We start from the raw sequence: 19,558 nt of genomic DNA, 5'->3' as shown, positions 1-19,558 counted from the left end.
CCGGGCGACCACCCCGGGGAAAGCGAGGCCCCATGCCCAATACCCGTTTCAATCCGCAGGAGGCACTGGTCTGCGCCATGGTGCTGATGGCGGCCTCCGACCGCATGATGTCGGATGCCGAGCTCGCCATGATGTCCCGGCTGGTGCAGACCCTGCCGGCCTTCAGCGACTTCCACCCGAACGGCATCTCGAGCGTGACCGAGACCTGCCTCACCCTGCTCGACAAGGCGGACGGGCTGGACCGCGCCTGCACCCTGATCCGCGAGGCGCTGCCGGCCCGGCTGCGCGAGACGGCCTATCTGCTCGCCTGCGAGGTGGCGGCCGCCGATGGTGACCTGACGCAGGAGGAGCTGCAATTCCTGCAGGACTTCCGCATCGCCATGGATATCGACCGGCTCATCGCCGGCGCCATCGAGCGGGCCGCGCGAGCCCGCTACCAGGTGATCTGAGGGCAGCTCCGGCATGCCACGGCACGCCGGAGCAGGCCGAAGCCTCAGTCGTTCTTCGAGCTGCTGTGCTTCGAGCTCTTGTAGGCAGTGTCATGCGTATGCGCGACGTCGCGCTCCCCGCCACCGCCCGAGACGCGCGAGCGGTCCGGGTTGGTCGGCGTGCCCGGCTCCCGCGTCGTGTCGCTGTTCGCCTTGTCCTGGGAGCGCGTGGCGTGGCCGTGCGAGCCGCCCTGGTGGCTGCTCCCGGGGCCGCCGCCATGGTTGTCGTCGTTCTTGTCGGTGGTGCGGGGCTTGCTCATGGTGACCGTTCCTATCTCTCGTCCTGCCTGCAGGCGCCCCGGGAGAACGGCCCCACCACCGACAAGTTTGATCCGGGTCAGGCCGCCTTGCTGCCCCAGGGCCTGAGCAGCTCCGGAATCCGGTAGTCCGCCGGCACGACGAAGTCGCTGGCCGCGCCACGCATCGCGCCCGGCGGCCGCGGCAGGCCGCTGCGGCGCCGGTACTCGGCCAGCGGCATCGGCAGCCGCGACCGAGCCGGGCGCAGCGACAGCACGCAGGCCAGGTCGAGCGCCGCGACGCCGAGCACCGCCAGCAGCGCGATGCCGGACCGCTCGCGCCCCCGGTTGGCCGGCCGCAGCCCGGCCGCCAGCGTCCCGAGATCGAGCGCATCGCCACCCACCCGGCCCCAGAGCCAGGGCGCCGGATCACGCGAGGTCAACAGCCCGATGCCCGTAGCGATCTCTCGCGCGCCGTAGCTGGCGACGAGCCGCTCATGCCCCTCAAGCCCCGTCGCCCGCGCGACGCGATGCGGCGCCAGCAGCTCGGCCAGCCCGAGGCCGATGCTGAACCAGCCGAGGCCCTGCGCCAGCGCCTGCGCCTGGCGGGGCGCGATCCCGCGTCCGCTCATGGCGTCAGCACCACCTTGATGCAGCCATCCAGCTTGTCGCGGAAGGTCTTGTACATGTTCGGCCCCTCCTCTAGCCCGACCTTGTGGGTGATGACGAAGGACGGGTCGATCTGCCCCTGCTCGATCCGCCGCAGCAGGTCGTCCGTCCAGCGGTTCACATGCGTCTGCCCCATGCGGAAGGTGAGGCCCTTGTTCATCGCCATCCCGAAGGGGATCTTGTCGAGCAGCCCACCATAGACGCCGGGGATGGAGAGCACGCCGGCGGGGCGGCAGACATACATCATCTCCCGCAGCACATGCGGCCGGTCGGTCTCCAGCATCACCGCCTGCTTGGCACGGTCGTACATGCTGTCAATGGTCGCCGTCGCATGCGCCTCGAGCCCGACGCAGTCGATGCACTTCTCGGGGCCCTTGCCGCGGGTCAGCTCGTTCAGCCGCTCGACCACGCTCTCCTTCGAGAAGTCGATGACGGTGGCGCCGCCCGCCTCCGCCATGGCCAGCCGCTCCGGCACGCGGTCGATGGCGATGACATGCTTCGCGCCCAGCAGCAGCGCGGAGCGGATGGCGAATTGCCCGACCGGCCCGCAGCCCCAGATGGCGACGGTGTCGTCGGGCTGGATGTCGCACTGCACCGCGGCCTGCCAGCCCGTCGGGAAGATGTCGCTGAGGAAGAGCAGCGTCTCGTCCGGCACGCCGAGTGGCACCTTGATATGCGTTCGGTCGGCGAAGGGCACGCGCAGATACTCCGCCTGCCCGCCCGGATAGCCGCCGGTGAGATGCGTGTAGCCGAACAGCCCCGCGGTGGTGTGGCCGAAGACCTTGTCGGCCAGCGACTTGTTGCGGTTGCTCCGCTCGCAGACGGAGAAATTGCCGCGCCGGCACTGGTCGCACTCGCCGCAGAAGATGGTGAAGGGGATGACGACGCGGTCACCCTTCTTCAGGTTGGAGACCTCGGAGCCGACCTCCTCGACGATGCCCATGGTCTCGTGGCCCATGATGTCGCCATTCTCCATGCCCGGCATGAAGCCGTCATAGAGATGCAGGTCGGAACCGCAGATCGCGCAGGACGTCACCTTGATGATCGCGTCGCGCGGATGTTCGATCTTCGGGTCGGGCACGTTGTCGCAGCGGATGTCCTGCTTGCCGTGCCAACGGAGTGCGCGCATCGGATGTCTCTCCCAGTCAGGGAGGGGAACGCGATGCTACCGCTCCGGGTTGTCGGGCCGCGCGCGGAACGGGATGGAGCATGATCCGTGATCACCGGACCGCGGATCATCCTCCAGCTTGTTGTCCGGTCGCGTGATTCGCGCCTCCGGCCGTGCCAGCCTTCGGCGATCAGGCTCTACAGCGCCTCCGCCGGCGCCAGCGCGCAGGGATGCGCCGGGTCGCCCTGCTCGACCTGCAGGGTCGCATGGCCGATGCCGAAGCGCTCGCGCAGCCCCTGCTGCACGCCGCGAAGGAAGCCGTCATCCACGGCCTCGCCCGGCCGCACCAGATGCGCGGTGAGCGCCGTCTCGGTCGTGGAGAGCGCCCAGATATGCAGGTCGTGCACCTCGGCGACGCCGGGCCGCGCCGCCAGCCAGGCGCGCACCGCCTCCGGCTCGATGCCGCGCGGCACCACATCCATGGCGAGGTCGATCGACTCGCGCAGCAGCCCCCAGGTGCCGACCAGGATGACGCCGGCAATGACCAGCCCGACCACCGGGTCGACCCAGTGCCACCCCGTCAGCCGGATCAGCAGCCCGCCAGCCACCACGCCCGCCGAGACGGCGGCATCCGCCACCATGTGGAGGTAGGCGCCCCGCCGGTTGATGTCGGCCTCGCGCCCCTTGGCGAAGAGCAGCGCCGTCCCGCCATTGACGAGGATGCCGGCTGCCGCGACGCCCATCATGAAGCCGGTGGCGACCGGTGCCGGCGCCATCAGCCGCTGCACGGATTCGAGCGCGATGGCGCCGACGGCCACCAGCAGCAGCATCGCATTGCCGAGCGCGGCGAGGATGGTGCCGCGATGCCAGCCATAGGTCCGCCGCCCGCCCGGCAGCCGCCGCGCCAGCCGCACCGCCACCCAGGCCAGCACCAGGCCGAGCACGTCGGAGAGGTTGTGCCCTGCATCCGCCAGCAGCGCCATCGAGGCGGCGACGAGCCCCGCCACCACCTCCAGCGCGACGAAGCCGAGATTGAGCGAGACGCCGAGGGCGAAGCCCCGCTCGCCCGGCGCCGGGCCATGAGAGTGGCCGGGGCCGTGGTCGTGCCCATGGTCATGCCCGTGGGCATGGCCATGATGGTGGTCGTGGGGCATGAAGCCTCCCCTACAGGCCGAGTTCGCTCAGCCCCGGATGGTCCGCCGGCCGCGGCCCGGGCGCCGGCCAGCGGAACAGCCGCTCCGCCTCGGCGATCGGCCGGTCGTTGGTGCTGGCATGCCGCTCCGCCATCAGCCCCTCGGCATCGAACTCCCAGTTCTCATTGCCATGGCTGCGGAACCACTGGCCGCTGTCGTCGCGCCACTCATAGACGAAGCGCACCGCGATGCGGCTGCCGCCCCAGGACCAGACCTCCTTGATCAGCCGGTAGTCCAGCTCCCGCGCCCATTTCCGGGTGAGGAAGTCGACGATGGCAGGCCGCCCGGTCAGGAACTCCACGCGGTTCCGCCAGCGGCTCCCCTCGGTATAGGCCAGCGACACCCGCCCGGGGTCGCGGCTGTTCCAGGCATCCTCCGCGGCGCGGGTCTTCTGCGCGGCGCTCTCGGCGGTGAAGGGCGGCAGGGGCGGGCGGGGCGCCATAGGGTCAGAACCTCTTCAGCAGCCGGTCGATGTAGTCGAGCTCCTCCGGCGGACGCTCCCGCTCGGCGCCGCGGCGGCGCAGCTCGTCCTGGAGCTTGCGGGTGCGGAGCATCTCCGCCTCCTCCGGCACGCGGGTATCGGCGCCGTTGTCGGCATTGCCGTTCACGTCGCGCGAGCGCCGGCCGAGCGGGTCGCGCCCCTCGCCCTGGCCCTGCGCCTGGTCCTGGCCCTGGCCGCCGGGCTGGTTCTCGCCGGCCATGTCGCCCGGCTCGCCCTCCTCCTCGCCCTCGCCGGGCTGCGGGTTGCCGAACTGCCGCTGCATGGACTGCGCCATCTGCCGGCCGCCCTCCTGCAGGGCGCGGAGCGCGCGCTGCTGGGCGTCGCGCGGGTCGCCGCCCTGGCCGAGCGCCTCCTGCGCCTCGCGCATCGCCTGGTCGGCGCGGCCGAGGCCGTCGGGGATCTCGCCGGTGAGGTCGCCGAATTGCTGCATCAGCTCGCCGAGCGCCCGGCGCAGGGCGCGCTGGCGGCGGCCATCCTGCCCGGCCTCGGGCTGCTGCTTTGCCTCGGCGCCCTGCTGCTGGCGCTGCTGCTGCTGCCGGCCGCGCTGGTTCTGGCTGCGGTCGCGCTCGCCCTGGTCGGCCCGCTGGTGGCTGCGGTCGAGCATGTCGCTCTGCCGCTTCACCATGTCCTGGACCACGCCCATCTGCTGCTGGCCACGCTCGCGGCGCTGCTGCCGCTCGGGGCTCTCCGCCCGCTGGGCGCGGCCCTCCTCGAGCGCCTTCAGCATCTCCTCGAGCTCGGCGAGCTCCTTCTTGGCATCCTCGGTGCGGCCCTCGCGGGCGGCTTCCTCCATGCGGCGGGTGCGGCGGTCCATCTCCCGCTGGTCCGTCATCCGGTTCTGGCTGCCCTCCGGCATGGCCTCGGCATTCTCGCGCTGCAGCCGCTCGGTCAGCGCCTCGAGATGCTGGCGGATGGCGTCCCGCAGCTCCTGGATGCGGCGCTGCAGCTCGGCGCGCTGCTCCGCCTGCTCCGGCGCCCGCTCGGGGTTCTCGCGAGCCTCCTGCTGCTGCCGCTCGGCCTGGTCGAGCGCCTCGCGCAGCGCCTCGCGCGCCTGCTGCAGGGCGCGGGCGGTGCGGCCGTCGCGGCCCTCCTCCAGCGCCAGGGCGGCCTCCCAGAGGATGTCCTGCACCTCCCGCACCGCCTCGGGGCGGCGGTCGTTCACCAGCCGGCCGCGGGCGACGCGCAGCGCCAGATAGGTCGCCGTGTCGTGCTCGAAGGCCTCCGGCGCCTCCGCCACCTCCTCCAGCGCCCGGCGAGCGGGGGCACGGCGCTCCGGCTCCACCGACAGCTCGCGGCGGATGGCGATCAGCCGCCGTGCGACGGGGTGGTTGAAGCTCCGCTCCGGCAGGGTGAGTGTCGCCGCCTCGGACGCGCCCTCCTGCCCGGCGCCGTCGCGGGCGAACAGCCGCGCCGACACCTCCAGCCCGGCCCAGGGGTGGGCGGAGAGGTCGGGCTGCGCCGTGCCGCGCGCCGCCTTCGGGTTGCTGCCGGGCAACGGCAGGTCGAGCACCAGCGGCGGCGCCTCGGGCCGTGCCGCCAGCCGCATCTCGGCCCGCAACCCGGCGAGGCCCCAGTCATCCTCCGCCCGCCAAGGCATGCGCGTGGCAAGGCCGCGCTGGGCGCGGCCCGGCGGCTCGGCGAAGGCGACCGAGGGCGGCGCATCGGCCTGCACGCTGAGCGCCCATCGCGCCAGCTCCGTCCCGCCGCGGCGGATGGCGAGGCGCAGCCCATGCTCCAGCGGCATCTCGGCGGCGAAGCTGGCGGCATCGAGCGCCTGGAAGGGCGTCGCCGCCCCGTCGGCCAACAATTCGGGCACCCCGCCCCCGCCGCCCGAGAGCGAGACCTGCAGCCGGCTGCCCGCCGGCACCGTCGCGCTGCCCCCGGCCGGGTCAAGGAAGATCGGCGGCGCGCCGGTATAGGCCGGCGGCGTCACCCAGGCCTCGAGCCGCAGCCCCGGCCCGGCGAGCGGGCCGGCAAAGGCCGGGGTCACCGCCCGCCGCAGCCGCTCCCCCGTCTCGCCCCCGGCGATGACGAAGGCCGCGACCAGCCCGACCACCAGCGCCGCACGCAGCGCCCGCGGATCCCGCGCCGGCAGGCCGGGCCGCGGCGCGCCGATCCGCAGCCGGCCGATCTGCGCCGCTGCCCGCTGCTGGTGCACCTGCCAGAGCGCCAGCGCCGCCGGATCATCGCCCGCCGGCCGGTCCGCCAGCGCCGCCAGCGGCCGGTGGCTTAGGCCCGATTCCCGCTCCAGCCGCCGCTCCGCCGCCGCCTCGCCGGGCGGGGCGAAGCCGCGGAAGGCCCGCCGCCCGGCGAGGCCGAGCGCCGCGAGGACGCCGATCAGCAGCAGGATATGCAGCCCCACCGGCAACTGCCGCGGCAGGTCCAGCAGGGCCAGGACGAGGAACAGGCCGAGCACCGCGAGCACCGGCCAGAGCCGGGGCCATAGCCCCTCCCACAACAGGGCCAGCCGCGCCAGGTGGCGCCGGCGGGCCAGTGCCGCGGCGAGGCGCTCCGGGCTCAGGGGACCTGCCCCCCGGCCAGCCAGTCGGGCATCCGCTGCCCGGCCAGCATCGCGTCGAAGCCCTGCCGCTCCCGCACCACGGCGAAGCGGGCGCCGTCGACCAGCACCTCCGCCGCCAGGGGACGCGCATTGTAGGTGCCGCTCATCACCGCCCCATAGGCTCCCGCATCGAGGAAGGCGACCAGCGCCCCCGGTTGCAGAGATGGCAACGCGCGACCGCGCGCAAAGGTGTCGCCCGTCTCGCAGACCGGCCCGACCACGTCGGCCGGGCTGAGGGCCGCCGCGCAATCCCGGGCGGAGACGGGGAGGATGCCATGCCAGGCCTCGTACATGGCCGGCCGCACCAGGTCGTTCATCCCGGCATCGAGGACGAGGAAGCGCCGCCCCGCCCCCAGCTTCTGCAGCACGACGGAGCTCAGCAGCAGGCCCGGGGGACCGGCGATCCAGCGCCCCGGCTCCAGCATCACCGGCAGGCCGAGCGGGCCGAGCGTCGCGGCGATCGCCCCCGCCAGGGCCTCCGGCCCCGGCGCCGCCTCGTCCCGGTAGGGGATGCCGAGGCCGCCGCCGCAATCGAGGTGCTCGACCGGCAGGCCGCGCGCCATCAGCGCCGTGGCAAGTTCCGCCATTCGCGCATAGGCGGCGCGATAGGCCGCCATGCCGCTGGTGATCTGGCTGCCGATATGCATGGCGATGCCCATCGGCCGCAGCCCCGGCAGCCCGGCGAGCCGGGCATAGAGCGCCGGCGCGTCATCGAAGGCGACGCCGAATTTGTTCTCCGACTTGCCGGTGGTGATCTTGGCATGGGTCCGGGCATCGACGTCCGGATTGACCCGCAGCCCGACCCGCGCCACCCGCCCGGAGGCGGCCGCGAGCGCCGAGAGCATCGCCGCCTCCTCCGCGCTCTCGATGTTGACCTGAGCGATGTCCTCCTCGAGGGCGAGGCGCAGCTCGCGCTCCGTCTTGCCAACGCCGGAGAAGACGATGGCGGCGCCGGGGATGCCGGCGGCGCGGGCGAGCCGAAGCTCCCCCTCGCTGACCACGTCGGCGCCGAGCCCCTCGGCGGCCAGGACCCGCAGCACGGCGAGGTTGCCATTGGCCTTCACCGCATAATGGATGGAGGCGCGCAGCCCCGCCCCCGCCAGCGCCGCCTTCAGCGCCCACGCCCGGCGCCTGAGCGCGCCCGCGGAGTAGACCCAGCTCGGCGTGCCGACGGCCGCGGCGATGCGGGCGAGCGGCACCTCCTCCACCGTCAGCCCGTCGAGGGCGTTGAGGGAGAGGTGCGGCCGGGCGGCCAGCATCTCGGCGAAGCTCGGCTCGGCATCGGCCGCGGCGAGGGGAAGGGGGGAGGCCATCCCCCATTGTGCGGCGCGGGGGTGCCTGGCGACAAGCGCCCGCTATGCCTGCGCCGCAAGCAACGCGCCCAGCCCAAAGCGGAACATTGATTGGGACGAGGCCGCTGCGGCACCGGGCCGCGGCGGCGGGGCGTCACCGCGCCCGGAAGTTGCGGTGGCAGCCGCCGCAATATTGCGGCCCGGTCGCCTGGAAGGCGGTGGCGAAGGCCGCCGCATCGCCCGAGGCGGCAGCCGCCTTCAGCACGTCGAGCTGCCCGAGCAGGCGGGTATTCGCCGCCTCGAAGCCGGCGCGGTCGGACCAGGCCGCCGGCAAGGCCTTGGTGTCGCCCCGGTCCGAGCCGGGCGGGAAGCGCGTCGGCATGGTGCGGAACCAGGCGATCATGTCGTCGATCCGCGGCTCCAGCGCCTTCACCTCGCCCCGCGCCTCCGCCACGGGCTTGATCGCATCCATATGCCCGCCCATGCGCTTCAGCCCGGCCCGGCGCTCGGCGATGGCATCGCCCTGGGCCAGCGCCGTCCCCGCCAAAGCCAGCAGCGCCAGCACCGACGCCACCATTCGCAGCCTCATCCGTGAATCTCCCGAACCCATGATTGCGATCATGGCATGATTGCCCCGCCCGTTGACAAGCCTCGGACTGTGACGAAGCGGCACCAGATACAAGACGGTGCTGCCGCGTTGCAGCCGGACGCAGCCGGAGGTTACCCGATGCCAGAGCCCATTCGATCCGTCGCCGTCTTCTGCGGCAGCCGCCCCGGCGCCGACCCGGCCCATGCCGCGGCGGCCGAGGCGCTCGGCCGCGCCCTGGCCCAAGCGGGCCTCACCCTGGTCTATGGCGGCGGCGGCATCGGGCTCATGGGCAAGGTGGCGGAGGCCGCCATCACCGCCGGCGGGCGGGTGCATGGCGTCATCCCCGAATTCCTGACCCGGATGGAGCGGGCCTACCCGGATGTCACCGAGCTCGAGGTCACCGACGGCATGCACAGCCGCAAGACCCGCATGTACGAGCTGTCGGATGCCTTCATCGCCCTTTCCGGCGGCCTCGGCACCATGGACGAGCTGATGGAGGTGCTGACCTGGCGCCAGCTCGGCCTGCACGACAAGCCGATCATCCTGCTCGACATCGGCGGCTGGGCGCAGCCCCTCTTCGCCCTGTTCGAGCACCTGGTCCGGCAGGGCTTCGTCGGCGAGGACGGGCGGCAGCTCTTCACGCTGGCACCCGACGTGCCGGCCGCCATGGCGCTGCTGCGGGCGAGCCCGGCCGGCGAGGGCGCGCCGTCGCGCCGCCTCTGATCCCCCCTTGCCGCGCCCTGGCCCGGCTTGTATATGGCCGCCTCCCGCGGCGACGGCCGACCAGCGGAGCGTAGCTCAGCCTGGTAGAGCACTGTGTTCGGGACGCAGGGGCCGGAGGTTCGAATCCTCTCGCTCCGACCAAGTCGGCCTTGCCGGAAGCCCCGCCAGCCCCGCTGGCGGGGCTTTTCCTTACCCGCGGGCGGCCCAGACGATCAGCTTGGTGGCGGGCAGCGTCCAGACCGTGCCGGCGACGAGAAAGAAGACCGCCTGAACGGCCCAATGCATGTGCAGCACGTGGTCGGCCAGCGTCACCACGCCGACGACATAGGCGAGGAAGCCGGCAAGGCCGACCAGCGTGGCGATGGAGGTGCGCGACATGGCCTGCACATGGCCCAGCCGGGCACCATCGCCAAGACCTGATCGATCCGCGGCCCGTTGCACCGCAGCGTCGCCCGGTGCTTATTGGCGCCGCCGCCGGTCCCCGGGGGCGCGCCCACCCGAAGGACCGGCCATGCCCGAGACCCACCCCGAGATCGACCTGCGCGAGCATATCCGCGGCATCCCGAATTTCCCGAAGCCCGGCATCCTCTTCTACGACATCTCGACGCTGCTGCGGCACGGCCCCGCCTGGCGCGCGGCGATGGAGCGGCTGGCGGACAGGATCCGCCCCTACAGGCCCGACGTGCTGGCCGGCATCGAGAGCCGCGGCTTCCTCGTCGCCGCCCCGCTGGCGCTGGAGCTGGGCCTGGGCTTCGTCATGCTGCGCAAGCCGCGCAAGCTGCCGGGCGAGACGGTCGGCCTCGACTACGCGCTGGAATACGGCACCGACCGGATCGAGATGCAGGCCGATGCGGTGAAGCCCGGCCAGCGCGTGGTGCTGCTCGACGACCTGCTGGCGACCGGCGGCACCATGGCGGCCGGCATCGGCCTGCTGCGCCAGGCGGGCGCCGAGGTGCCGGCCGTCGCCGCGCTGATCGAGCTCACCTTCCTCAACGGCCGCACCCGGCTTGACCTCCCCTGCGAGACCCTGCTGCGCTACGACGACTAGGCGGACGCATTCGGAGGCGAGGGAGGCACAGCATGGCGCAGGGCCCGCGACCGACCCGCCGGGGGCTGCTGGCCGCCGCCCTCGCCGCCCTGCCCGCGCCGGCCCTGGCCCTGCTGCCGGCCACCGCGACGCTGCTGGTCCCCGGGCCCGAGGACGGGGCGCTCGCCGACTGGTCGAGCCGCCTGGCCGCGGCGCTGGCCCGCGGCAGCACCACCGCCCTGACGCTGGAGCGGAGCGTGCTCGGCGGGCCGGATGGCGTGACCGCCGCCAACCGCTTCGCCACCGCCGCCGCGCCGGATGGCCGCACGCTGCTGGTGCTGCCGGGCGCCGCCGCCCAGGCCCGCCTGGTGGGCGACCAGCGCGCCCGCTTCGACGGCACCGGATGGGTGCCGGTCTGCGCCGCCCAGGGGCTGGCGGTGCTGGCCGGGCGCGGCTGGCTTCCGGCGTCCAGCTCGCCGCTCCGCCTCGGCCTGGCCGCCGCCGACCGAGCCGGCGCCGCGGCCCTGCTCGGCCTCGACCTGGCCGGCCATGCCGCCACCCCGGTCCTCGGCCTCGCCGGCCCGCGGGCCGAGGCGGCGCTGGCCCAAGGCGCGGTCGAGGCGGTGGTGATGCAGGGCAGCAACTGCCTGCCCCGCCTCGCCACGCTCGGCGCCCAGCCCTGGTTCGTGCTGGACGAGGCGCGCGACCCCGCCCTGCCGGAGGTGCCGGCCGTTGCCGAGCTCGCCACCGGCGGCGATGCCGCCCTGCGTGCCGGCCTGTTCGCGGCCGCGGCCAATGCGCGCCTGCTCGGCGCCTTGCTGCTGCCGGCGCTGACGCCCGGCGACCTCGTCGCCCTCTGGCGCGCGGCGGCGCAGCGCTGGCTGGAGGAGGAGCGGAATGCGCCGGTCCCCGGGATCCGGCTCAGCGCCGGGGCCGATCCCGCCCCCGCCACCAGCTCTCTGGCGGTGCCGCCCGAGGCCGTGCTCGCCTACCGCGACTGGCTGTTCCGGCGGCTGCGTTGGAAGCCGGATTGAGCCCAGGGACCGTCGCAGGCCTGGCCGAACAATAGCGTCATCACTTATGCGGTGATCGGCCGGAAGCTTTTCTGTTTGTGAAGCAGCGTCTTTTTGGAAAGGCATATATTGCGGTGCGAGGTCACCGAGGCGGGAGCCTGTACGGAAAAGAACGAGGCCATGGTTTTCAGTTCCGCCACCTTCATCATTGGGTTCCTGCCCCTCGTCCTCCTCGGCTTCCTGTTCATCGCCGGTCTTGGCCAGCAACGGCTGGCCTCCGCGTGGTTGACGCTGTCATCGCTCGTTTTCTACGGCTGGTGGAATCCTTGGTGCGTGCCGATGCTGGTGGCCAGCATGCTGGCGAATTACCTGCTGGGCGGCTATCTTCTGCGCAAGCCCTCGCGAACGGTACTGGTGCTCGGCATCATCGGCAACCTGCTGCCGCTTCTCTACTTCAAGTATACCACCTTCCTGCTGACCAATATCGACGCCGCCTTCGGCCTCGACTGGCAGATCCGCGAGATCGTCCTGCCGCTCGCCATCTCCTTCTTCACCTTCCAGCAGATCGCCTATCTCAGCGATGCGCATGATGGGGCGGTGGTGGAGCACGACTTTCTCAACTACTGCCTGTTCATCACCTTCTTCCCCCACCTGATCGCCGGCCCCATCACCCATCACCGGGAGATGCTGAGCCAGTTCGGCAACTCGGATAATTTCCGGCCGCGCTTCGACAACATCTCGATCGGCCTCACCCTCTTCGGCCTTGGACTGGCGAAGAAGGTCGTCCTCGCGGATCCGCTCGGCGCCCTGGCAACCCCCACCTTCGCCGCGGCCGCCGCCGGCGAGGGCCTGCCGCTGCTCGATGCCTGGGGCGGCGCGCTGGCCTATGCGCTGCAGATCTACTTCGACTTCTCCGGCTATACCGACATGGCGATCGGGCTCGGCCTGCTCTTCGGCATCAGCCTGCCGCCGAATTTCGACAGCCCCTTCAAGGCCCGCAACGTCATCGAATTCTGGTCGCGCTGGCACATGACGCTGACGCGCTTCCTGACGGCCTATATCTACAACCCGATCGTGCTGCGGGCGACGCGCGCCCGCACCGCGGCCGGCAAGCCGCTGCCGCGCCGCGGCAAGATGTCGCCCGGCACCTTCCTTGCCCTGGTCGCCTGGCCGACCGTGCTCACCATGTTCATCTCCGGCGTTTGGCACGGAGCCGGCTGGCAGTTCGTCGTCTTCGGCCTGCTGCACGGCGTCTACCTCGTCATCGCGCATGGCTGGCGCGCGCTGAAGGCCAGCTGGGGCTGGAAGCTGGACGACGACCGCCTGCTGCCGCATGCCGCCTCGGTGCTGCTGACCTTCCTCTGTGTCGTCGTCGCCCTCGTCTTCTTCCGGGCCGAGAGCGTGCCGGCGGCGCTGAACCTGCTCGCCGGCATGGTCGGGCTGCACGGCGTCATCGTGCCGGCGAGCTTCGCCCAGCTGCCGCTCATCGCCGGTGTCGTCGCCAGCCATGGGCTCGAGGTCGGCGCCGGGCGGTTCTTCCAGATCGAGGACTGGGCGAGAATCCTCGTCCTGCTGGCCTTCGTCTGGTTCATGCCGAACACCCAGCAGTTCATGCTGCAGGTCCGCACCGCGCTCGGCTGGCGCGGCCGCCCGGCCTGGCTGCAGGCGATCCTGCCGGCGATGACCTGGCGGCCGGCGCCGATCTACGGCGTCGTCCTCGGCGTGCTCAGCTTCTTCGTGCTGATGCAGACCTTCTCCTCGGCGCCCACCGAATTCCTCTACTTCCAGTTCTGAGGCCGCCATGGAACAGCTTGCCTGGCTTCCGGTGCATGAGGATCTCGGCGCGGCGCTCTCCGCCGCCCGGCGCATCGCCGATCCGGGCGAGAGGCTGGCGCGGGCCATGCACCTCGCCGGCTTCCGCCGCGACTTCACCGCGACCGGCCGGCTCGATCGCCTGGCGGAGGAGGGCCTCGCCGCGCTGCCGGCGCCGCACGGCCTGGTGCCGCTGCGGCTCGCCATCCTCGCCTCGCATACGGTCGACCACCTCGTGCCCGGCATCCGCGTCGCCGGGCTGCATCGCGGCTTGGCACTCTCGGTGCATGTCGCGCCCTACGGCAATTACCGCCAGTCGCTGCTCGGCGAGGATCCGGCGCTGGCCGCCTTCGCCCCGCAGCTGATCCTGCTTGCGCTCGACGCGCAGGACTCGCCGATCGACCTGCCGCTCGACTCGCCGGAGAGCGCGGTGCAGGAGGCCGTCGCCGCCCGCATCGCCGAGCTGCGCGGTCTCTGGCGGCGGGCGCGGGAGCGGTTCAACGCGCAGGTGGTGCAGCAGCTGCTGATCCCCGCCACGCCGCTGCTGTTCGGCAGCTACGAGGCGATGGTGCCCGCCGCGCCGCGCAGCATCCTCGACCGGCTGAATGCCGCGATCCGCGCCGCGGCGCGCGAGGATGGCGTGCTGCTGCTCGACCTTGCCGCGCAGATGGCCGGCCAGGGCCCGGCCGATGGCCTGGGCGACCCGGTCCGCTGGCACCAGGCGAAGCAGCTCGTCAGCCCGGTGATGGCGCCGCTGCACGGCGACCTCGTCGCCCGCATCGCCGGCGCGGTGCTAGGGCGGACGCGGAAATGCCTCGTCCTCGACCTCGACAACACGATCTGGGGCGGCGTCATCGGCGATGACGGCATCGAGGGCATCAAGCTCGGCCAGGGCAACCCGACCGGCGAGGCCTTCCTCGCCATGCAGCGCCATGCGGCGCAGCTCGGCCGGCGCGGCATCATCCTCGCCGTCTGCAGCAAGAACGACGCGGCCGTCGCCGAGGCGGCCTTCGCCAACCACCCGGAGATGGCGCTGCAGCGCGGCGACATTGCCGCCTTCCTCGCCAATTGGAACGACAAGGCCGGCAACCTCCGCCAGATCGCCAAGCAGCTCAATATCGGCCTCGACGCCCTCGTCTTCGTCGACGACAACCCGGCCGAGCGCGACATCGTCCGGCGCGAGCTGCCCGATGTCGCCGTGCCGGAACTGCCGGAGGATGTGGCGCTCTACCCCACCTGGCTCGGCGCCGCGGGCTATTTCGAGACGGTCGGCTTCACCGCCGACGACGCCGCGCGCGGCCGCAGCTATGCGGCGAATGCCTCGCGCCAGGCCGTGCTCGAGCAGGCGACGGATCTCGAGGGCTACCTCCGCAGCCTCGAGATGGTGCTGACCGCCCGCGAGATCGGCCCGGCCGAGCTGCCGCGCGCGACGCAGCTCGTCAACAAGACCAACCAGTTCAACCTCACCACGCGCCGCTATACCGAAGCCGAGATGCAGGCCTTGGCGGACGACCCGAACGCCCTTGCCCTGGCCATCCGCCTGACCGATCGCTTCGGCGACAACGGCCTCATCAGCGTGGTGCTCGCGCGCCCGGATGCGGCGCTGCGCCCGGACGAGTGGCTGATCGACACCTGGCTGATGAGCTGCCGCGTCCTCGGCCGCAAGGTCGAGGAGGCGACGCTGCAGGTGCTGCTGGAGCGCGCCGCGCATCAGGGCATCGCCGCGCTCATCGGCGAATACCGCCCCACCGCCCGCAACGGCATGGTGGCGGAGCATTATCCGCGCCTCGGCTTCACGCCGATGGCGCCACTGCCGGATCGCCCCGACGGGACGCTGGTCTGGCGCATCGAGACTCGCGGCCCAAGGCCGTTCGCCCACCCCATTGCCCTGGACACCACATGGACGAGCAGGAGATCTACGCGGCCCTGACGCAAGTCTTCCGCGATGTTTTCGACGACGACGACATCGCCATCTCTGCCGGAACCACCGCCGAGGACATCCCTGGCTGGGACAGCCAGGCGCATGTCAACCTCGTGGTCGCGGCCGAGACGCGGTTCGGCATCCGCTTCCGCACGGCGGAGCTGGAGTCGCTGCACAATGTCGGCGATTTCGTCCAGCTGATCGCCGCCAAGCGGAAAGGCGCATGACGCCATGTCCGGAGCGCCGATCGCCCAGGCCTCGCCGAAGCCGGTGCGGCCAGGCTACCTGCTGGCCTTCCTCGGCTCGCTGCTGGGGATGTTCGCCCTCTATTACACCGCGCTGCTGACGCTCTCGGCGACCGGCCACCTGCCGCCGCCGGCCTTCAGCAACTCGCTGTGCGTCGACGAGAAGCTGCACTTCCTGCGGCAGGAGCAGCCCAGCTCGCCGACCCTGCTGGTCGTCGGATCCTCCGTCGCCTGGCGCCATTTCGACGGCAGCACCCTGCTGCGGGAAGCCCCGGGCCTGAAGCCGCTGAACGGCGCCTTCTGCGGCCTGCGCGCCAACCAGACCGCCTTCGCGACGGACTGGCTGCTCGACCACTACCGCGACGTGCGCGAGGTGGTGATGATCGCCTCGCCGCAGGACTTCCAGGACTGCACCAGCAAGCCGACGGCCTTCTTCGATCGGGACGACGTCGACGACTACGTCTTCGGCCAGGCGACGCCCTGGTTCTACTACACGCGCTACTTCTCGCTTGTCTCGCTGGCGCGCAACGCCGCCACCGTCGCCGGCAAGCGCTCCGGCGCGAACCGCACCGACCCGCTGGTCTTCGACCGGTTCGGCAGCGGGCCGCTCGCGGCGGAGGGATGGCGCGGGCAGCTGCTGTACGGCGCGGTCGACAAGCCGGGCCCGGCCTGCCTCTCGGCGCTGTCGCAGCTCGCCCAGCGGGTGCACGGCGAGGGCAGGCGGCTGCTGGTCGCCATGACGCCGCTGCACCCGCAATGGCGGAAGCTCTACGACCCGGACGGCGCCATGCTGAGCCGCTTCTCCAACGGCATCCGCGAGGCGCTCGGCGAGAGCGGCGCGCAGTACTGGGACGGCAGGCAGTTCCTCGCATCCGACGAGGATTTCTTCGACGCCATCCACCTTCGCTGGTCCACCGTGCCGCGCTTCACCGCCGCGCTGATCGAGGCCTTTGGTCTCGCCGAGGCCGCGGCGTCGCCGACCACGCAGTCTCACCTCGCACTCAACCCGCCTGCCGCGGGCGTGAAGGCCAGCGATTGAGATCAGGGTGACGGCATCATGCCGTTTCCCACCGTCATGTGATGCGAAGCGCGATGCAGCGGAGCGTAATTCCCTATGCATCGGCGGCGTGACGATCCGCCGCCGATCCGCTCCCTACAAACCGCTAAAGCTATCTTGAGTTGATCGGTTTGCGGGTTCCTTCAAATTAAGATTGCTGTTCGCTGGAGGTCGTGCCGTGTTGCATGAAGCCGTTCGTAATGTCCTGAAGGGGGTCGGCGACCTCGCCGCCTCGGCCGACGCGCTCGCCAACGACGCCGATCTCTTCGAGGCCGGCCTTTCCTCCTACGGCACGGTGGAGGTGATGATCGGGCTCGAGAACGCGCTGGGCGTCGAGTTTCCCGAGACGGCGCTGACGCGCGACACCTTCTCCTCCATCAACGCCATCGTCCGCGTGCTGGAGGGTTTGCGGGCCGGCGCTGCCCCTGCCGCCGGCGGCTCCGTCGATGCCAATGGCTGGCCCGTCGCCGCGGATGCCGTGCGGTGAGCGCCACCGAGCTTGCCCCGCGCCTCAGCGCCGCAGAGTTCCGGGAGACGCTGTTCGCGCGCCGCCTGCTCTTCCCGACCGGCGTCGACGGCCTCCATGGCCGCAGCGCCGCCTTCGAAGCGCTGGTCGACGCCGTCGACCGGCTCATCGGCCGGCTGTCCGCCTCGGACGAGGCGGAGATCATGCGCTTCCCGCCGATCATGACCCGCAGCGGCTTCGAGGCGAGCGGCTACTTCAAGAACATGCCGCAGCTCGTCGGCACCGTGCATTGCTTCTGCGGCGACGACCGCGAGCACAAGCGCGTGCTGGCCTGCACCGCCGAGGAGGGCGGCTGGACCGCGGCACAGCAATCCTCCGACGTGGTGCTGACGCCTGCTTCCTGCTACCCGGTCTATCCGATCATCGCCGCGCGCGGCCGGCTTCCGGCCGAGGGCTGGCTCGTCGATTCCTCCTCCTACTGCTTCCGCCGCGAGCCCTCGGTCGATCCCGCGCGCATGCAGATGTTCCGCCAGCGCGAGCAGGTCTGCTTCGGCACGCCGGAGCGTATCCGCGCCTTCCAGTCGCACTGGATGACCCGCGCGCTGGAGATGTTCCGCCAGATGGGCCTGTCGGCCACGACGGACCTTGCCAACGACCCCTTCTTCGGCCGCCCCGGCCTGCTGATGGCGAACGGCCAGCGCAGCCAGCGGCTGAAATTCGAGATCCTGGTGCCGGTCTCCGATCCCGATCGGCTGAGCGCCTGCGGCAGCTTCAACTACCATGTCGACCATTTCGCCGAGGCCTACGGCATCCGCGGCGCCGATGGCGAGCCGGCGCATACGGGCTGCGCCGGCTTCGGGCTCGAGCGCGTGGCCCTCGCCCTGCTCCGGCAGCACGGCTTCGATGTCGAAGCCTGGCCCGAGACGGTGCGCGCCACGCTCTGGCCGCAGGCCTGAACGGGGCGGGGAGGCAGCCGCCGATGATCCCGGTCGCCTTCCATGGCTGCCGCGGCTGGCTGCATCCGGCGCATGGGTCGGCGGCGCATGGCCTCGTGCTCTGCCCACCCTTCGGCTACGAGCTGATCTGCACCCAGGCCGGGCTGCGCGTCCTGGCCGAGCAGGTGGCGGCAGCGGGCACTCCGGTGCTGCGCTTCGATTATCCCGGCACCGGCGACTCGCTGGGCGAGGAGGCGCCGCATCGCCTTGCGGACTGGCTCGCCGGCATCGATGCCGCCTGCGACTGGATGCGTGCGACGCTCGGCCTGGACGCGGTCAGCCTCGGCGGGTTGCGGCTCGGCGCGCTCCTCGCTGCCGCCAGCGCTGCGCGCCGTCCCGGCAGCGTCGCCGATATGGTCCTTCTCGCACCCGTCTGGTCGGGCCGCGCCCATGGGCGGGAGCTGCTGCTCGGCGCCCGCGCCGCCGGCGACGCCACGCCCGAGCCGGGTTGGCTCGAAGCTGCCGGCTTCCGCCTGCATGACAGCGACATCGCCGGCCTGCGCGGCCTCGACCTCGCGCCCTTGCTGCGCCAGGCCCGCCCGGCCCGCATCCTGGTCGCCGAGCCGCCGGGGCCGGCAGCGCCGCCGCTCCCAGAACTGGGCGCAGCAGTGACGGCATTGCCCTTCGAGGGCCATGCCGCCTTCCTGCGGCATGCGCAGCTGAGCATCCCGCCGAGGGCCTTGTTCGGCAGCGTCGCCCACTGGTTGGCCAAGGCGGCGCCGCCGTCGACGGCGGAGGCGGTGGTGACCGACCGCCTGCCTGTCGCCCCCGGCATCGAGGAGCGCGTCCTGCGCTTCGGCGCCGAGGAGGAACTGGCCGGCATCCTGTGCTCCCCGGCGGCGCCGCAGCCGACCGCGGTCCTGATCCTCAACACCGGCGCCAACCACCATATCGGCAATGGCCGCGTGGCCGTGCGCCTGGCGCGCCGCGTGGCGGAACGCGGCTTCGCCTCGCTGCGCATGGATTCCAACGGCATCGGCGAAAGCGGCGACATCGGCGATGGGGAGCGTGCCGGACTCTTGTTCGGCGACGACCCGACGCAGGGCGCGCTCGCCGGCCTCGATGCGCTGGAGCGGCAAGGCTTCCGCCGCTGCCTCGTGGTCGGCGTCTGTTCGGGCGCCCATCACGGGTTCCAGGCCGCGCTGCGGGATGCGCGCGTCGCTGGCCTCGCCCTGGCCAACCTGCCGGCCTTCGACCGCGCGGCCGGCGGCGCGCCGGATCTCGATGGTGGGCCTCCGCCCGGCGAGCATCCCCTGCTGCGCAAGCCTCGCATGGCGCTGCGCCGTTGCCGCGCCGAAGCCGACCGCTTCCTGGCCGAGCGCCTTGGCCTCGACACGGGCCTCGATCGTGCCGCCCGCTGGCTGCGGCAGCTGCAGGCCCGCGGGACGACGCTCCTCCTCGCCTATAGCGACCGCGACCGCTCACTGCGCGAGCTGCGCGCGCATTTCGGCCGCGGCGGCCGGCATCTGCCGCAGCGCGCCCCGATCCGCACCCTCCTCCTCGGCGGCACCGACCACGCCATCAACCCGCGGAGGATGCAGGACGCCCTCATCACCGCGATCGAGCGGGAGCTGCTCGACCACCACAACCAGCCCCGCCTCGCGGCCTCGCCGCAACGCCCAGCCTTCGCCTCTCCGATCCATACGGCATAACAATAACAGC

Annotated in this window: 20 protein-coding genes and 1 tRNA gene; 12 read left to right on the top strand and 9 right to left on the bottom strand. The window is 72.2% G+C overall.

Annotated features, from left to right (window positions below; all coding sequences use genetic code 11):
- The first annotated feature begins 32 nt into the window (after positions 1-32).
- Positions 33-449, top strand: coding sequence for a tellurite resistance TerB family protein (locus AC5JJ1_RS19915; protein WP_495746706.1), 417 nt, complete (start codon positions 33-35; stop codon positions 447-449).
- Between the two features lie 44 nt (positions 450-493).
- On the opposite strand, the gene AC5JJ1_RS19910 is transcribed toward AC5JJ1_RS19915, so the two are convergent.
- From AC5JJ1_RS19910 to AC5JJ1_RS19875, 8 genes are all read right to left on the bottom strand, one after another.
- Positions 494-748 carry a hypothetical protein gene (locus AC5JJ1_RS19910; RefSeq protein ID WP_495786853.1) on the bottom strand — a complete coding sequence of 85 codons (255 nt, stop codon included), beginning with the start codon at positions 746-748 and terminating at the stop codon, positions 494-496.
- Between the two features lie 77 nt (positions 749-825).
- Positions 826-1,356 (bottom strand): hypothetical protein, encoded by a 531-nt coding sequence (locus AC5JJ1_RS19905; protein WP_495786852.1) that lies wholly within the window; start codon positions 1,354-1,356, stop codon positions 826-828.
- A complete protein-coding gene (locus tag AC5JJ1_RS19900; protein WP_495786851.1) occupies positions 1,353-2,522 on the bottom strand; it encodes a zinc-dependent alcohol dehydrogenase in 1,170 nt (389 codons plus the stop codon). The genes AC5JJ1_RS19905 and AC5JJ1_RS19900 overlap by 4 nt, the downstream gene beginning before the upstream one ends.
- 176 nt (positions 2,523-2,698) lie before the next feature.
- The gene (locus AC5JJ1_RS19895; RefSeq protein ID WP_495786850.1) at positions 2,699-3,655 is read right to left on the bottom strand and encodes a cation diffusion facilitator family transporter; all 957 of its coding nucleotides are present in this window, start codon (positions 3,653-3,655) and stop codon (positions 2,699-2,701) included.
- Between the two features lie 10 nt (positions 3,656-3,665).
- A complete protein-coding gene (locus tag AC5JJ1_RS19890) occupies positions 3,666-4,136 on the bottom strand; it encodes a nuclear transport factor 2 family protein (RefSeq protein WP_495786849.1) in 471 nt (156 codons plus the stop codon).
- A 4-nt stretch (positions 4,137-4,140) separates the two neighbouring features.
- Positions 4,141-6,690, bottom strand: coding sequence for a DUF4175 domain-containing protein (locus tag AC5JJ1_RS19885; RefSeq protein ID WP_495786865.1), 2,550 nt, complete (start codon positions 6,688-6,690; stop codon positions 4,141-4,143).
- A gap of 23 nt (positions 6,691-6,713) precedes the next feature.
- Positions 6,714-8,069, bottom strand: a complete 1,356-nt coding sequence (gene lysA / locus AC5JJ1_RS19880; RefSeq protein WP_495786848.1) for a diaminopimelate decarboxylase — start codon at positions 8,067-8,069, stop codon at positions 6,714-6,716.
- A 133-nt stretch (positions 8,070-8,202) separates the two neighbouring features.
- Positions 8,203-8,637, bottom strand: a complete 435-nt coding sequence (locus AC5JJ1_RS19875; protein ID WP_495786847.1) for a cytochrome c — start codon at positions 8,635-8,637, stop codon at positions 8,203-8,205.
- A gap of 138 nt (positions 8,638-8,775) precedes the next feature.
- On the opposite strand from AC5JJ1_RS19875, the gene AC5JJ1_RS19870 reads away from it, so the two are divergent.
- Positions 8,776-9,360 carry an LOG family protein gene (locus AC5JJ1_RS19870; RefSeq protein ID WP_495786846.1) on the top strand — a complete coding sequence of 195 codons (585 nt, stop codon included), beginning with the start codon at positions 8,776-8,778 and terminating at the stop codon, positions 9,358-9,360.
- 64 nt (positions 9,361-9,424) lie between these two features.
- Positions 9,425-9,501: transfer RNA gene (locus tag AC5JJ1_RS19865), tRNA-Pro, on the top strand.
- Positions 9,502-9,549: 48 nt separating this feature from the next.
- On the opposite strand, the gene AC5JJ1_RS19860 is transcribed toward AC5JJ1_RS19865, so the two are convergent.
- Positions 9,550-9,738, bottom strand: a complete 189-nt coding sequence (locus AC5JJ1_RS19860) for a DUF2842 domain-containing protein (RefSeq protein ID WP_495786845.1) — start codon at positions 9,736-9,738, stop codon at positions 9,550-9,552.
- A gap of 154 nt (positions 9,739-9,892) precedes the next feature.
- Between AC5JJ1_RS19860 and AC5JJ1_RS19855 the strand changes: the two genes are divergently transcribed.
- The 9 genes from AC5JJ1_RS19855 (at position 9,893) to AC5JJ1_RS19815 (ending at position 19,548) form a co-directional block, all read left to right on the top strand.
- On the top strand, positions 9,893-10,408 hold the full coding sequence (locus tag AC5JJ1_RS19855) for an adenine phosphoribosyltransferase (RefSeq protein ID WP_495786864.1): 516 nt from the start codon (positions 9,893-9,895) through the stop codon (positions 10,406-10,408).
- 32 nt (positions 10,409-10,440) lie between these two features.
- Complete coding sequence (locus AC5JJ1_RS19850; RefSeq protein ID WP_495786844.1) at positions 10,441-11,421, top strand: hypothetical protein; 981 nt, start codon at positions 10,441-10,443, stop codon at positions 11,419-11,421.
- Positions 11,422-11,580: 159 nt separating this feature from the next.
- Positions 11,581-13,194, top strand: coding sequence for an MBOAT family O-acyltransferase (locus AC5JJ1_RS19845; protein ID WP_495786843.1), 1,614 nt, complete (start codon positions 11,581-11,583; stop codon positions 13,192-13,194).
- A 7-nt stretch (positions 13,195-13,201) separates the two neighbouring features.
- A complete protein-coding gene (locus AC5JJ1_RS19840) occupies positions 13,202-15,142 on the top strand; it encodes an HAD-IIIC family phosphatase (protein ID WP_495786842.1) in 1,941 nt (646 codons plus the stop codon).
- Complete coding sequence (locus tag AC5JJ1_RS19835) at positions 15,112-15,360, top strand: acyl carrier protein (RefSeq protein ID WP_495786841.1); 249 nt, start codon at positions 15,112-15,114, stop codon at positions 15,358-15,360. The genes AC5JJ1_RS19840 and AC5JJ1_RS19835 overlap by 31 nt, the downstream gene beginning before the upstream one ends.
- Positions 15,361-15,364: 4 nt before the next feature.
- A complete protein-coding gene (locus AC5JJ1_RS19830) occupies positions 15,365-16,417 on the top strand; it encodes a hypothetical protein (protein ID WP_495786840.1) in 1,053 nt (350 codons plus the stop codon).
- 196 nt (positions 16,418-16,613) lie between these two features.
- Positions 16,614-16,922, top strand: coding sequence for an acyl carrier protein (locus AC5JJ1_RS19825; protein ID WP_495786839.1), 309 nt, complete (start codon positions 16,614-16,616; stop codon positions 16,920-16,922).
- Entirely contained in the window at positions 16,919-17,857 is a 939-nt protein-coding gene (locus tag AC5JJ1_RS19820) for an amino acid--[acyl-carrier-protein] ligase (protein WP_495786838.1), read from the top strand. The genes AC5JJ1_RS19825 and AC5JJ1_RS19820 overlap by 4 nt, the downstream gene beginning before the upstream one ends.
- 23 nt (positions 17,858-17,880) lie before the next feature.
- Positions 17,881-19,548 carry a serine aminopeptidase domain-containing protein gene (locus AC5JJ1_RS19815; RefSeq protein ID WP_495786837.1) on the top strand — a complete coding sequence of 556 codons (1,668 nt, stop codon included), beginning with the start codon at positions 17,881-17,883 and terminating at the stop codon, positions 19,546-19,548.
- The last annotated feature ends 10 nt before the right edge of the window (positions 19,549-19,558 follow it).

The organism is Belnapia sp. (assembly GCF_059504005.1).
Note: the sequence above shows the minus strand (reverse complement) of the source record. Positions and strands in the feature narration are given on the sequence as shown.